This is a genomic window from Enterobacter sp. DN (assembly GCF_046054285.1).
GTDB classification, from domain to species: Bacteria; Pseudomonadota; Gammaproteobacteria; order Enterobacterales; family Enterobacteriaceae; genus Enterobacter; species Enterobacter hormaechei_C.
The window spans coordinates 120,028-133,455 of record NZ_JBJJTG010000004.1; the positions used below are offsets into that span (position 1 = coordinate 120,028).

9 protein-coding genes are annotated in these 13,428 nt (G+C 55.7%); 1 reads left to right on the forward strand and 8 read right to left on the reverse strand.

All coding sequences use genetic code 11. The features are described 5' to 3' along the window. Positions 1 to 49: 49 nt before the first annotated feature. The 4 genes from nrdD to ACJTMZ_RS11480 form a co-directional block, all read right to left on the reverse strand. Positions 50 to 2,188, reverse strand: a complete 2,139-nt coding sequence (gene nrdD / locus ACJTMZ_RS11465; protein WP_063405022.1) for an anaerobic ribonucleoside-triphosphate reductase — start codon at positions 2,186 to 2,188, stop codon at positions 50 to 52. 368 nt (positions 2,189 to 2,556) lie between these two features. After that, entirely contained in the window at positions 2,557 to 3,129 is a 573-nt protein-coding gene (locus ACJTMZ_RS11470; protein WP_252010778.1) for a PTS sugar transporter subunit IIA, read from the reverse strand. Position 3,130: 1 nt separating this feature from the next. Beyond that, positions 3,131 to 5,728 carry a glycoside hydrolase family 38 C-terminal domain-containing protein gene (locus ACJTMZ_RS11475; protein WP_252010779.1) on the reverse strand — a complete coding sequence of 866 codons (2,598 nt, stop codon included), beginning with the start codon at positions 5,726 to 5,728 and terminating at the stop codon, positions 3,131 to 3,133. 10 nt (positions 5,729 to 5,738) lie between these two features. After that, on the reverse strand, positions 5,739 to 7,136 hold the full coding sequence (locus tag ACJTMZ_RS11480) for a PTS fructose transporter subunit IIC (RefSeq protein WP_408626921.1): 1,398 nt from the start codon (positions 7,134 to 7,136) through the stop codon (positions 5,739 to 5,741). A gap of 179 nt (positions 7,137 to 7,315) precedes the next feature. On the opposite strand from ACJTMZ_RS11480, the gene ACJTMZ_RS11485 reads away from it, so the two are divergent. Beyond that, positions 7,316 to 7,975, forward strand: coding sequence for a MurR/RpiR family transcriptional regulator (locus tag ACJTMZ_RS11485; RefSeq protein WP_015572516.1), 660 nt, complete (start codon positions 7,316 to 7,318; stop codon positions 7,973 to 7,975). A gap of 8 nt (positions 7,976 to 7,983) precedes the next feature. Here ACJTMZ_RS11485 and ACJTMZ_RS11490 read toward each other — a convergent pair whose 3' ends face one another. From ACJTMZ_RS11490 to treR, 4 genes are all read right to left on the reverse strand, one after another. Then, the gene (locus tag ACJTMZ_RS11490) at positions 7,984 to 8,730 is read right to left on the reverse strand and encodes an oligogalacturonate-specific porin KdgM family protein (protein WP_252010780.1); all 747 of its coding nucleotides are present in this window, start codon (positions 8,728 to 8,730) and stop codon (positions 7,984 to 7,986) included. 134 nt (positions 8,731 to 8,864) lie between these two features. Further along, positions 8,865 to 10,520: an alpha,alpha-phosphotrehalase gene (gene treC, locus ACJTMZ_RS11495; RefSeq protein ID WP_408626922.1), complete on the reverse strand. Its 1,656-nt coding sequence runs from the start codon at positions 10,518 to 10,520 to the stop codon at positions 8,865 to 8,867. A gap of 51 nt (positions 10,521 to 10,571) precedes the next feature. Continuing rightward, positions 10,572 to 11,990: a PTS trehalose transporter subunit IIBC gene (gene treB, locus ACJTMZ_RS11500; protein WP_020480548.1), complete on the reverse strand. Its 1,419-nt coding sequence runs from the start codon at positions 11,988 to 11,990 to the stop codon at positions 10,572 to 10,574. Between the two features lie 127 nt (positions 11,991 to 12,117). Further along, positions 12,118 to 13,065: a trehalose operon repressor TreR gene (gene treR, locus ACJTMZ_RS11505; protein WP_047364817.1), complete on the reverse strand. Its 948-nt coding sequence runs from the start codon at positions 13,063 to 13,065 to the stop codon at positions 12,118 to 12,120. Between the last annotated feature and the right edge of the window lie 363 nt (positions 13,066 to 13,428).

Sequence of the window (13,428 nt, forward strand, 5' to 3'; positions counted from 1 at the left end):
CCGTAGGCCCGGTAAGCGCAGCGCCACCGGGCATTAACGTGGCAGCGGATTACTCGATCTGCCCATTCCCCAGATGTTTCACCCTGCGCTTCACCTCTTCCTGCTTACCGGCGTTAAACGGACGGGCATCCGGGCTGCCGAGGTAGCCGCACACGCGGCGGGTCACGGAGACGCGGGCTGCGTCGTGGTTACCGCATTTCGGGCAGGTGAAGCCTTTGCTGGTGCATTCGAACTCACCGGTAAAGCCGCACTCGTAGCACTCGTCAATTGGCGTGTTGGTTCCGTAGTACGGCACGTGCTGATAGCTGTAATCCCACACGTCTTCCAGCGCCTTCAGGTTGTGCTGAATGTTCGGGTACTCGCCGTAGCAGATAAAACCGCCGTTCGCGATGGGCGGATAGGCCGCTTCAAAGTCGATCTTGTCGTACGGGTTCACCTTCTTCTCCACATCGAGGTGGAAGCTGTTGGTGTAGTAACCTTTGTCGGTCACGCCTTCCACGATGCCGAACTCGGCGGTGTCCAGACGGCAGAAGCGATCGCAGAGGTTTTCGCTCGGCGTGCTGTACAGGCTGAAACCGTAGCCAGTTTCCTCTTTCCACTGGTCTACCGCATCGCGCAGGCGCTGCACAATCGCGATACCTTTCTCACGCAGGGCGTCGTTGTCATAGATGTGCTTGTCGCCAAACAGCGCGTTAATCGTTTCGTGAATGCCGATATAGCCAAGAGAGATCGATGCGCGACCGTTTTTGAAGATCTCCGACACATCATCGTCCGCCTTCAGGCGCACGCCGCAGGCTCCTTCCATATAGAGAATTGGCGCGACGCGGGCTTTCACCCCTTCAAGACGGGCGATGCGGGTCATCAGCGCCTTACGTGCCAGCTGTAAACGTTCATCCAGCAGCGTCCAGAAGGCCGCTTCATTCCCTTTAGCTTCCAGCGCGATGCGCGGCAGGTTCAGGCTGATGACGCCCAGGTTGTTGCGCCCGTCGTGGATCTGCTCGCCGTTCTCATCTTCGTACACGCCGAGGAAGCTGCGGCAGCCCATTGGCGTTTTAAACGAACCGGTGACTTTCACCACCTGGTCGTAGTTGAGGATGTCCGGGTACATACGCTTGCTCGCGCACTCCAGCGCCAGCTGCTTGATGTCATAGTTCGGATCGCCAAACTTGTGGTTCAGGCCGTCACGAATGGCGAACACCAGTTTCGGGAACACCGCCGTTTTACGGTTTTTACCGAGGCCGGAGATGCGGTTGCGCAGAATAGACTGCTGGATCAGGCGTGATTCCCAGCTGGTGCCGAGGCCAAACCCGAAGGTCACAAACGGCGTCTGGCCGTTGGCGGTGTGCAGCGTGTTTACCTCATATTCCAGCGACTGGAACGCGTCGTAGCACTCTTTCTCGGTGCGGGAACGGGCGTAACCGTCGGCATCCGGGATCTGCCACTCTTCCGCCGTTTTACGGTGTTTGTTGAAGCTCTCGGCCACGAACGGGGCCAGCACTTCATCGATGCGGTTAATGGTGGTGCCGCCATAGATGTGGCTCGCCACCTGGGCGATGATCTGCGCCGTGACCGCCGTCGCGGTGGAGATGGATTTCGGCGGCTCAATCTCGGCGTTACCCATTTTAAAACCGTGGGTCAGCATGCCTTTCAGGTCGATCAGCATGCAGTTAAACATCGGGAAGAACGGCGAGTAGTCGAGATCGTGATAGTGGATCTCACCGCGCTCGTGCGCAGACACCACGTCGCGCGGCAGCAGGTGCTGGCGGGCATAGTGCTTGGCGACGATACCGGCCAGCAGGTCGCGCTGGGTTGGGATCACTTTGCTGTCTTTGTTGGCATTTTCATTGAGCAGCGACGAGTTGGTTTGCTCTACCAGGCCGCGGATCTCCTGGTTCAGGCGACCGCGTTTCTCACGCTGGACGTCACGGTCGTGACGATACTCAATGTAGGCGCGCGCCAGCTGCTTGTAAGGACCAGACATCAGCTGGTTTTCAACCGCGGTCTGGATCTCGTTGATATCCACCTGGCTGCGTTCATGCATCTGGCTGCTAACGACTTCTGCGACGGTGGCGCAGTAATCTGCGTCATCGACTCCCGCTGCTTTAGCTGCACGCAGAATGGCTTCTTTGATGCGCTCTGATTTAAACGGCACTTTACAGCCATCACGTTTCATCACATGCGGTGTCATGATCACTCCATTTTAAAAACAGGTTATCCACAAAGGTGGAGAAGTATTCACCGGACGTATTCCTCGCCGCGGCAAAGACTTCCCGCGTGCCCAGCTCGTGTTATCCACAATTCCGGCCAGCGTTCGCGCCGTCTTGTTGTTGGAATAGTAGACGATAAATACAAGATGTTGGGTCGGCGTGCATTTTAAGTGCTACATATAGTGATTTGCATCAAACAAGTTTGCGATTTTTTTGATGCAGAACAAAGTAAAAAGACGAGAGTACAAACGGCGGGCGCTGGGGCAATTGTAAAGACTCGAAGGAAAAATCTGATTAATTATTCAACAAAAACAAGCGCTCAGCAGAGCCTGTGCTGAGCGCTGCTCGATTAACTCACCCCGCAGGCCCAGCTCAACCCTGCCTGCAAAAAGGCTACGGTAACGATGCAGCCCAGTACCAACGGGATGAGAAGAGAGCTTTCGGGGGCATCGTCCTGTTTTTGAGAACCTTCATTACTCAGCGCAAACATCGCCTCTTCCCGCGTACGCGCCGCCAGCAATTGCTCACGCACCCGCTCATCCGTGAGTCTGCTGGTCAGCGTCGTCAGCAGGTGCATATGCGTACTGCCTGCTTCCGCTGGCGGAATGGCGAGCAGGAAAACCATCCTCACCTCTTCATCACCCTCCAGCCCCGGCCAGCATATCGGATCGTCAAAGAGCGCCAGACAAAATGCCGCCTGTTGCACCGCCTCGGTTTTACCGTGCGGGACGGCGAGCGCTTCACCCAGCGCGGTAGGGCCTTCACTTTCACGTTGTAAAACGCTTTCGATAAATGCCTCTCGATCGTTGATGACCTTCCGCCTGGCGAGCGGCTCGGTGAGCCAACGGATCACTGCTTCCGGCGTACGTTGGGGCGGGTTGATAAACACCAGATCGGGATGCGTCAATGCCAGCAAGTTCATATTAAGCCTCAATCAAAAAATCGCAGGTTGCGGAGGGGAGGATCGCCGTTACCGGTTGCATCGGCTCTTCCAGATAGTTGATCTGCCGTAACACTGCCAGACTTTCCGGGACGGGAGCCGGTTGTGTCCCGGCGTTAAATACGCGTAAGACGGTGCCATGCAGCAGCTGCGCATGGGGCAGAGCGGAAAGGATGAGCGGCTCCGGCACGGTCAGTAGCGAGAACTCTGCCGGAAGCCTGCGCTCGGGCAGACGCAACGAAAAGCGCTCAAGACGGTGATCGAGCGTGTGTAGCGTTTGCCGTTGGTAGGTGAAGGGCTGTCCAGCCGCCTGATTTTCCAGCTGGCGCAGCGTGAGGTGGTCGGCGTTGTCGGCCAGCGCGACGGTGAATGAAAAGCGCAACGGTTTCAGCAACTGGGCATCAGGAGTCTCAACCACCGTATTATTGATGCCGGAGGCCCGACCCGGTCGCCATTCGAGATCGCTGCGTCCGAGCACGCCCGTCGATTTAAACATCGTCAGGGCAATAGCAGCGGGTTCGCTGCCGATAATCTGAAATTCTTTCATGCCACGGCTAGTCACAACCAGCGCTTTACCCGGTTCCGTGACAGCGATAATGCCCTCGCTGGTTTCGATATCCACGGGCTTCTCGCGATAGCGTTCTTGCCAGTGTTCACCGTCATATCCCGTTTCGCGCTGGATGATTGCGAAGGGCTGTGAGGCGATAGCGTGACGGGTGTGAACATCGCTGCCGATCAGTAAACGTAGCCGGTGATCGCAGTGGCTGTTTTCCAGCGAAGCCTCGACATACAGATTCGGATCGTCGTGGCGTAATTCGCAGACCAGACGAATGGATAACGGCGTTCGGGCCGTATCCTGACGGCTGGCGAGATCCTGCGGAAGACGCATTGTGGCCTCGACGGTCAGCTTTTCGACAAGCGGCGTTTTTACGCCGTCGACGAGCGTAAAATGCGAACAGCGCGTCGGCGCGTCGCCCGCAAGCGGTGAGAAATCGTAGCTGTCGCCCGCGTCCGCGCAGTCTTCAAAGGTAAAGAAAGAGGGGATACGTCTGCCGCTGCGTTTGTCATGCAGGGTAAGCGTTCCGGCATCCAGCGACAGTCGATAATGCGCATTCTCAATCTCGCTGCCCTTTATCTTTTCAGACGCCAGGAAAGGCGCAGGGTCTTCTTCAACGTTAACGGTGAGATAGCCGATCGGCGGCAGAACCGGTGTCTTTACCGCAACGTGCCAGCGGTAATAAGGGAGAAGGGGCGTCTCGCACTCGCCCTCGGCGGTAAGGGAGATCGCCGTTCCGCCGGGCAGAATGTCTCTTTCCAGGACGTCGAAAGGGATGGGCTGCCCCTGATGCGTCAGGGCGATATTATCCGCCCGGCTATACAGGGTGGCTATCACCACGCGCTGCGTTGGGGTAGCCAGCGAGTTAAAAATCAGCAGGTCGCCATCCTGAACGCAGGCGGCGGCCAGGGTTTTCACCACCAGATTCCACAGGCTATGGCACAGCTGTTCGGTTTGTTCCATACGATGCAGAATGTCGCGGTTGGTGGCATCGCTATTACAGCCGCCAATGGAATCGTGGGCATGGTTTCGCAACAGCTTTTTCCAGAGGGTGTCGACTACCGCGAGGTTGACCGGAATCCCCTGGTGACGCGCCATTGCGATTGTCGGCTCCAGCTGTCGCAGGATGAATTGTTCAACCTCATCGTTTTTCTTTTTGATGTCGTAGCGCACGGAGCCGATCGTTTTATGGATGCGGGTGTAGCGCGGCGATTTCAGCTCTCCTTCCAGGAGCTCAAACTGTTCACGCTGCGCGCGAAGGGTTTCTACATAACGCTCCAGAGAGCTGATGAAGTAACGGTCCTGATCCGGGGACTGTGCGCTGGCGACCTCCAGAATTTTCGGCAGCGCCGGGTCGATGCTGACCTGATCGCCGCCGCAGGGCAGGAGCAGGTCGTTTAGACCGGCCCGTGAACGCAAAAGTGTGGTCATCGGGTAGATTTTTCCCCAGAGATGGGAGGCTTCCGAACGCATGTTTTTAGCCGCGCCATAACCGAGCGCCATCGCACAGGCGATGACGGTCGCACCTGAGGGTGCGCGCCAGAGGAACTGGCTGCTTTTGGCGTGCCTGTCGTGATCGATACCGCGCCAGAAGACGATATTGTCGATATTGCAGCCCTGCAAGATCGTGGGCATTTGCGCATTGTGGCCAAAGGTATCCGGAAGATACCCAACCTGCATCGCATGCCCCAGCGTCCGGGCAGAAAAAATGCCGTACTTCAGGTTGCGGATAATCGATTCGCCATGCACGTTGTAGGTGTCCGTCTGGGTATACCATGGCCCTACGAAGATCCTTTTTTCTCTGACCAGCTTTTCCAGCCTGGCGCGATAATCAGGATTGATGGCGAGAAAGTCCTCCACTACCGCCATCTGTCCGTCAAGGTGATAGCAGGTGTAAGCGGAGTCCTGCTCCAGCGTGTTGATGACGTCCGCAAAATTATATGACGCCAGCACCATGCTGTCCTGACGGGTGAAATACCACTCCTGATCCCAGTGCGTATGGGCAATGACGTGGATCTGATTCATGACGTTCCCCTTATCTGGCGTTCTTTGGGCTGACATAGAGCACGCCCAGGGCGCAAATCAGTGCGCCAATAAAGACGCTCGCCAGGTAGCCCGCTACATTAGTCGCCAGCGGCCAGCCCCAGACGGCTGGCAGAGGCAGCGTCTGCTTCACGCCAAGGGTAATGGCGACCAGCGCGCCGGCGACGGCACCGGTCATGAACACCGGGATCAGACTTGGGTTTTTCAGGATGAACGGGATCGCGCCTTCGGAGATCCCAATCACGCCCAGCAACAACGAGGTGCTACCGACGGTTTTCTCTTCCTGGCTAAAGACATCCGGTAATCCAAAGCGGCCGTTGAGGAACGCAGCAAAGCCGACGCCAATGGAGGGGATCACGATGGAGAGTTCGCGGGCGGTTAAATCAAACGTCTCGCTCATGCCATTCAGGCCGAGCGCGACCGAGCCTGCCGCCTTGTTGACCGGACCGCCCAGGTCGAACGCGGTGCCCGCGGCAATCATCGCGGAATAGAACCCGCGCCCGGTGTCACCTGCCGAGGTAAAAAAGACCACCATCAGCTGGTTAAGCGAGCCAAAAATCGGGTTAATCAAATATTCCATGACCATCACCAGCGTAATGCCGGTGATCAGCGGGACGAGCAGCATGGTTTTAATGGTGGTGAGCTGCTGGCGGACGTGAATCGAATCATTGAGCCAGCGCACCAGATAGCCCACAAAAAAGCCGATACCAATGGCGCCGAAAAAGCCGGATGGCATAAAGCCTTCGATATCAAAGAAGCGCTTATAGACTTCGTCTGACATGATGCCGCCAATAAGACCGGGGATGAGTGCCGGTTTACCGGCAATGGAAAACGCCAGATACATCGCAAAAACGGGATACATGAACTTAATGGTCATAAAGCCCACTTTATCCAGCACGCTGAACGGCGAATGTTCGATGTTAATAAACTGCCCGGTTATTTTGGCCGTCGCCATCATCAGCCCGCCCATCACCACCACCGGCAGCATATAGCTGATGGCCGCCATAATATGGCCAATAAAAATCTGGTAAGCCGAACGCTGAAGATCGTCTTCTTGTGCGACAGTGGTGACGTTTTTTTCCTTTGCCAGCGCCTGACGCAGATAGCGATCGGTATGTTTGATCAGCTCTTGTGTGCGGGTTTGAAGGTGAGGAATGTTTTCAAAACGCTCGGCATCCTGAATGGGAACGTCGGTTGCCAGAATAATGGCCGTGGCGGAGGCGATATCCTGTTTTGTTAAGCGGTTTTTAACGCCGTCGCTGCCCTGCGTTTCGACCTTTACCTCGATATTGTGCTCGTTAGCCCATGCAATAATTTTATTCGCCGCCATAAAGGTGTGTGCGATACCTGTCGGGCAGGCCGTTACCGCGACAACTTTTTGTTTCGTCATTGTCATAATTCCCTGGATGTGAAAACAGGGGAAGTATAAAGAGAACCTAAAACAGTTTTTAATGTTTGCTAATACTAATTACGTATCGTGATACGCGTAAATGCAATGTGTGAAGCGCCTTCCAGAGACTATTTCTCTGTTGTGTTAATATCATCTCGGGATTAAACGGGGCGTAATAGATGAATTCATTCCAGGGAAGTGAACGTTTGATATTTGAATACATTCAGCATCATGCGTGTAATATTTCTAATATATCGGCAAAAGAGATTGCCCGTGATACCTTTACCACGACAACATCCGTTAATCGTGTATGTAAAAAAATGGGCTATAAAAGCTATACCGAGCTTCGGTACCGTTTTTTACGCGACCATTTTACACCTGCACCTGCTACACCCGACGTGGGGCCGCAGCCGGATGATATTGTGACAGACGTGTCCAGGTTGCTTACGCATTCCAGCCATATCTATCTTTACGCACGGGGAGCCTCGCTCACCAGCCTCAACTACCTGTCGCGCTTTTTGTCGCTGGCGAGCCTGCCGCACCTTATTTTGAATGACATGCACCAGTTGACACGGGTATCGAAAGGGACGCTGGTGTTAATCAGTAAATCCGGGGAGACGCAGTCGCTGATTGAAATGGCGCGTAACGCGCTGCGCAAAGGGTTGAAGATTATTGCGATTACCCGTCAGGGGTCGACACTGGCGTCGATCTCAACGCTATGCTGGCCGTTACCAATCGACATTAACGCGGTTTCGCTGTATCAGCGGGAAGGGCAGCTTGAACTGTTAAGCGCCGTGGACCGTATCGGCTGTAGGCTGCTACAGCACGATACGGTGTAGTCAGGCCGTCAGAGCTGCTTCACTATCCCCAGACGTACGGCGTAATCATTTTCATGGTTGCCGTCATCATTGATGTACGTTTTATCCAGTGAAACCAGTTCGACGTAAGGCGTCCAGCCGTCGTCAAGCTTGTAGTTGAATGCAACGGTGTGCTCCCAGTAGGTGTCATCCCCGGTTCCCTGATCGACGTTATCCTGCCAGCGGAAGCGCGGGTTATAGGACATACCGAATTTGCCGATGTTATACGCGAACCAAATGTCGAACTGGTGTGACTGGCGGCGAGTATAACCGCTGCCGTCGAGTTCTTTATCGCTGTGCGCGTCATTGACGGTGTTATAGCGGTAACGGGCGGAGAGATTCAGACCGTTATCGAAGGCTTTCCAGCCCTGAATGAAGGGGCGGTAATGCGTATTGCTGGCGGTGAAAACCGTCACCATGCCAGGCGCAACGGCGAAACCATTTCCCAGATCAAAACGCCAGCGCGTTTCGATTTCCTGTGCCGCTTCCGTTAACCCCTTGTCGTCGGGATTATATCTGTCGGTATCACCAAAAAACGTATCATTATGGTTTTGTGCGGCTTCAACGGAGAAGTAAAAACCGTTATTCGCCTGATGCATGACCTTAATGCGTGAATCATTTACGTCTGAGCGCGTATTATGACCAAAGCGAAGGTCGATGGACGTATTCCCGCACCATCCCTGTGTGCTCAATAATAATGCGCTAATACACGTTGCTTTAATAATTATCTTTTTCATAATATCCTGCCGAGGTTATTTAATTGGCAGGCTATTTTTATTTTGAGTGGGCCATATTGTAAAAGTTATCGTCGTACATTTAGCGTATCGCTAAACATAAAAAAAGAGATACAGCATGCTGTATCTCCTGAGGTTTATTCCTGCACCCACCAGATAGCTTCAAACGGGCGCAATAGCAACGTATCGGGTCGGAAGGCAACCTCGTCATAGTTGCTGAGTGCCACCCGCCATGCTCCCTCTACGGGGGCGGGCTGCCACTGCTGGCGCGCGTGGCTCAGGTTCGCCACCACCATCAGCGTTTGTCCCTGCCACTGGCGGCGGTAGCACCACAGGGAAGGGTGATCCGGAAGCAAATCTTCATAGTCTCCCCACGTCAGTACCGACAAGGTTTTGCGCAGGCGAATCAGCGACTGATAGGTGTAAAACACCGAATCGGGGTCGTCCAGCGCCGCGCGGGCATTCACGGTTTCGTAGTTGTCGCAGACGCCAATCCACGGCTCGGCCTCGGTAAAGCCCGCATTATGCGAGGCGTCCCACTGCATCGGCGTGCGGCCATTATCGCGTGACTTACTCGCCAGAATCGCCAGTAGTTCATCCGTATCGCGACCGTTAGCCCGCTGTTCGGCGAACATGTTCAGGCTTTCCACGTCGCGGTAGTCGGTGATACGGCTGAAATGCGGGTTGGTCATACCCAGTTCTTCACCCTGGTAGATATACGGCGTGCCCTGCATCCCGTGCAGCACCATGCCGAGCATTTTCGCCGCCGCCACGCGGTGTTCCCCTTCGTCACCAAAGCGCGACACGATGCGCGGCTGGTCATGGTTACACCAGAACAGCGCGTTCCAGGCTTTGTTGTGCATCCCCTGCTGCCAGTGGCGGAAAAGGTTTTTTAGCGCCACGAAGTCCGGCTTCGCCTTCGTCCATTTTTCGCCGCCGGGGTAGTCTACCTTGAGGTGGTGGAAGTTAAAGGTCATCGACAGCTCGCGGCCGTCAAGAGACGCGTACTGTTGGCAGTTCTCCAGCGAGGTGGAGGACATCTCGCCCACCGTCATCAGATTACGCGGCGTAAAGACGTCGCGGCTCATCTCCTGGAGATATTCGTGGATGCGCGGCCCGTCAGTGTAGAAGCGGCGACCGTCGCCGAGGGTATCGTCCGGGAAATCCTGATCTTTTGAAATCAGGTTAATCACGTCCAGACGCAAGCCGTCCACGCCGCGATCGGCCCAGAACTCGCACACTTTTTTCAGCTCGGCGCGCACCGCCGGGTTTTCCCAGTTGAGATCCGCCTGCTCCGGTGCGAACAGGTGCAGATAATACTGCTCGCTTTCGGCGTGCCAGCGCCAGGCGTTGCCGCCAAATTTGGAGCGCCAGTTGTTGGGAAGCGTATCCGGCGTACCGTCGCGCCAGATATAGAACTGGCGGTACGGACTCGCTTTATCCAGCGACTCACGGAACCAGGCGTGCTGCGTGGACGTGTGGTTAAAGACCATATCCAGCACGATGCGGATGCCGCGTTCATGCGCCCGGGCAACCAGCTCGTCAAAGTCGTCCAGCGTGCCGTAGGTCGGATCGATGGCAGTGTAGTTCGCCACGTCGTAACCGTTATCCACCTGCGGGGAGATATAAAACGGCGTCAGCCAGATGGCGTCAATGCCGAGGGTTTTCAGGTAGTCCAGGCGCTGCGTCACGCCGCGCAGATCGCCCGTGCCGCTGCCGGTGGTGTCCTGGAAACTCTTTGGGTAAATCTGATAGATGACGCCGTTCTGCCACCAGTGAGGAAGGGTATTCATAGTACGTTCCTGCAAATGCGAAGGGGCGCAACTGCGCCCCGAAAGAGAGAATTAAACAATCTGCAACGTGCCCTGACGGAACTTACGCTGGTAAACCACAGTAGTCAGCGCCATTGGGATGATAATCGCCACCGCCATCGCCAGCGCAAATACCTGCCAGAACGCGGGCTGAATGGAGAGGATACCCGGCAGGCCGCCGACGCCAATCCCGTTCGCCATCACGCTGTTCAGGCCGCACAGCAAGCCCGCCAGACCGGAGCCGATCATCGCGCAGAGCATCGGGAAGCGGTATTTCAGATTGATACCGTACATCGCCGGTTCAGTGACGCCGAGGTAAGCGGAGATGGCAGCCGGAACGGAGATCTCTCGCTCGTTGTGCTTACGGCTGACGATGATGATGCCGGTTACCGCCGAGGCCTGCGCAATGTTAGACAGGGCGATGATCGGCCAGACAGGCGTACCGCCGAGGCTCTGGATCATCTGCATATCAATCGCCAGCGTGGTCTGGTGCACGCCGGTGATCACCAGCGGAGCGTAGAGGAAGCCAAACAGCGCGGCACCGATTGGCGCGAAGCTGCCGGTCATCAGGTGACGGACCGCGAAGGCCACGCCGTCGCCAATCATGCGGCCAAACGGACCGATAAAGGCGTGCGCCAGGAACACTGCCAGGATCAGCGAGCAGACCGGGACCACCACCAGATAGAGGTAATCCGGCACGATGCGCTTCAGGCGCGTCTCAATAAAGCCCAGCGCCAGGCCCGCCAGCAATGCCGGGATCACCTGCGCCTGATAGCCCACTTTGGCGATGGTAAACAGGCCAAAGTTCCACACCTCTGGCGTTTGCTGACCAAGTAAGTAAGCGTTCATTAACTGCGGAGAGACCAGCGTCACGCCGAGCACGATACCGAGAATTGGCGTTCCGCCCATTTTGCGCACCGCGGACCAGCAGATCCCGACCGGCAGATAGAAGAAGATCGCTTCGCCAATCAGCCACAGGAAGTCATAGATGCTTTGCAGCGCCGGGTACATCTGCGCCAGGGTTTTGCCGTCGCTCATTGGCACATCGCCGATGACGTTACGGAAGCCCAGAATTAAGCCCCCGCTGATCAGCGCTGGCAGCAGCGGGAAGAAGATCTCCGCAAAATGGGAAATCAGCTGCTCATGCCATTTCATATTCTGGCGCGCGGCCTTCTTCGCCTGCTCTTTATCGGCGGAAGAGTGCCCGGTAGTCGCCAGCAGAGCCTGATAGTAATCGCCCACTTCGGTACCAATCACCACCTGAAACTGCCCGGCGTTGGTGAAGCAGCCTTTAACCATGGAAAGCTCTTCAATGGCCTTCGGGTTGGCTTTGGCCGGATCGTTCAGCACGAAGCGCAGGCGGGTAATGCAATGGCTGACGGTGGCGATGTTATCGCGTCCGCCGACCAGGACGATCAGCTGATCGATATCTGTTTGTTTTACTTTACTCATCATGAAACCTCATGACAGATGGTGATAGGGGTTATGACCTGTGCGCAAGCCTACTCCTTCAACGTGACGGCGAAAATGGGAACGTTCCCGAAATCGGGCGAAGATCACAATAATCTATTCAAAAGAATTATGAGAGATGGGCTGGAATAACGATCTGACGGGGCTCGGTACGCCCGGTAATCTGCTCGATCAGCTGCGCGGCAGCCTGCCGGCCAGACTCGGCGTAACCCGGATCAACGCTGATAATCTCCGGGTGTAAGAACTTCATCAGCGGCGTGCTTCCCACGCTCGCTAATTGCAGTTCCCCGATGCGCTGCTCCTGCAAATATTTGCTCGCACCCAATGCAAGGGTATCCGTGGCGCATACCAGGGCGGTGGTTTGTGACGTCAGCACGCTGGCGACCTGTTCATATCCCTGTTTCATACCCAGACCGGGCAGCGCGGCCACGGCGGAGAGATTGTGTTTTTTACAAAACGCCAGGTACGCTTCGTGGCGACGCTTGCCGGTGGTGATGTCGGCATGCGGGACGCCGAGATAGCTAATATGCCGATGGCCCTGTTCATACAGGCGCTGCATCAGGATCACGATCGCCCCTTCGTCATCGTAACAGACAGAGGCAAACCCGCTGGCGTCGCGCGCCAGCAGCACCAGTGACGGCTGCCAGGGTTTAAGCACGTCCTCTTTTAGGCCGGTAAATCCGAACAGCACCACCCCATCAATATTACGGCGCTGAAGCATGCCGAGATGCTCCTCCACCATTTGCGCGGAGAACTTGCTCTCCATCATGATCGGATCGTAGCCCTGCTCGTAGAACGCGGGCAGCATCGTCTGTACGGCGAGGTTTTCGGAGAGGGAATCCAGACGCGAGACAATAATGGCGACCACTTTATCGCTCTGCCCGCGCATGGCGCGCGCGGAGCGGGAAGGGGAAAAACCGTGCTGATTCATCACCGCCTCGACGCGCTCGCGTGTGCGCTCGCTGACACCGCTTTCGTTGTTCAGCACGCGTGAGACAGTCGATTTCCCCACGCCGCTTAAACGCGCGATATCTTTAATCGTAAGGCGGTTCTGCATGCTGTATTCCCTGTAACATCGATAAAATAATCAATTGAGCCTAATGCTATCCTGCGAATTCGCTATGGGCAAAGTCTGGTTTACGTTTGGTTTATTTGCAGGGCGTTATAATACCGCCCGATTAGTCACAAACGGTATGGATAAATCACTATACTGCGTGCCGATACCCAACTTTTTACTTACCGGAGGCCACATGGATCCCGATCCCACACCTCTCCTGACCAGGAGAAAACCTTCTTTCCGGTAAGCCAGCCTTTTGCTGTCTCACCGGCGTGAGGCAGCAACGTTCATACGTTCCTGCTTGATAAATTAAGTGCCTGACAGGTACGGCTTTGCCACGCCTGCGGGAAAACTGCGTCCGCC

What these genes read in the sequence shown, in the direction of transcription:
- ACJTMZ_RS11470 (WP_252010778.1), bottom strand. Translation starts at nt 3,129, where the DNA reads ATGAACTTGCTGGCATTGACGCATCCCGATCTGGTGTTTATCAACCCG.
- ACJTMZ_RS11490 (WP_252010780.1), bottom strand. Translation starts at nt 8,730, where the DNA reads ATGAAAAAGATAATTATTAAAGCAACGTGTATTAGCGCATTATTATTG.
- treR (WP_047364817.1), bottom strand. Translation starts at nt 13,065, where the DNA reads ATGCAGAACCGCCTTACGATTAAAGATATCGCGCGTTTAAGCGGCGTG.
- ACJTMZ_RS11480 (WP_408626921.1), bottom strand. Translation starts at nt 7,136, where the DNA reads ATGACGAAACAAAAAGTTGTCGCGGTAACGGCCTGCCCGACAGGTATC.
- ACJTMZ_RS11475 (WP_252010779.1), bottom strand. Translation starts at nt 5,728, where the DNA reads ATGAATCAGATCCACGTCATTGCCCATACGCACTGGGATCAGGAGTGG.
- ACJTMZ_RS11485 (WP_015572516.1), top strand. Translation starts at nt 7,316, where the DNA reads ATGAATTCATTCCAGGGAAGTGAACGTTTGATATTTGAATACATTCAG.
- treB (WP_020480548.1), bottom strand. Translation starts at nt 11,990, where the DNA reads ATGAGTAAAGTAAAACAAACAGATATCGATCAGCTGATCGTCCTGGTC.
- treC (WP_408626922.1), bottom strand. Translation starts at nt 10,520, where the DNA reads ATGAATACCCTTCCTCACTGGTGGCAGAACGGCGTCATCTATCAGATT.
- nrdD (WP_063405022.1), bottom strand. Translation starts at nt 2,188, where the DNA reads ATGACACCGCATGTGATGAAACGTGATGGCTGTAAAGTGCCGTTTAAA.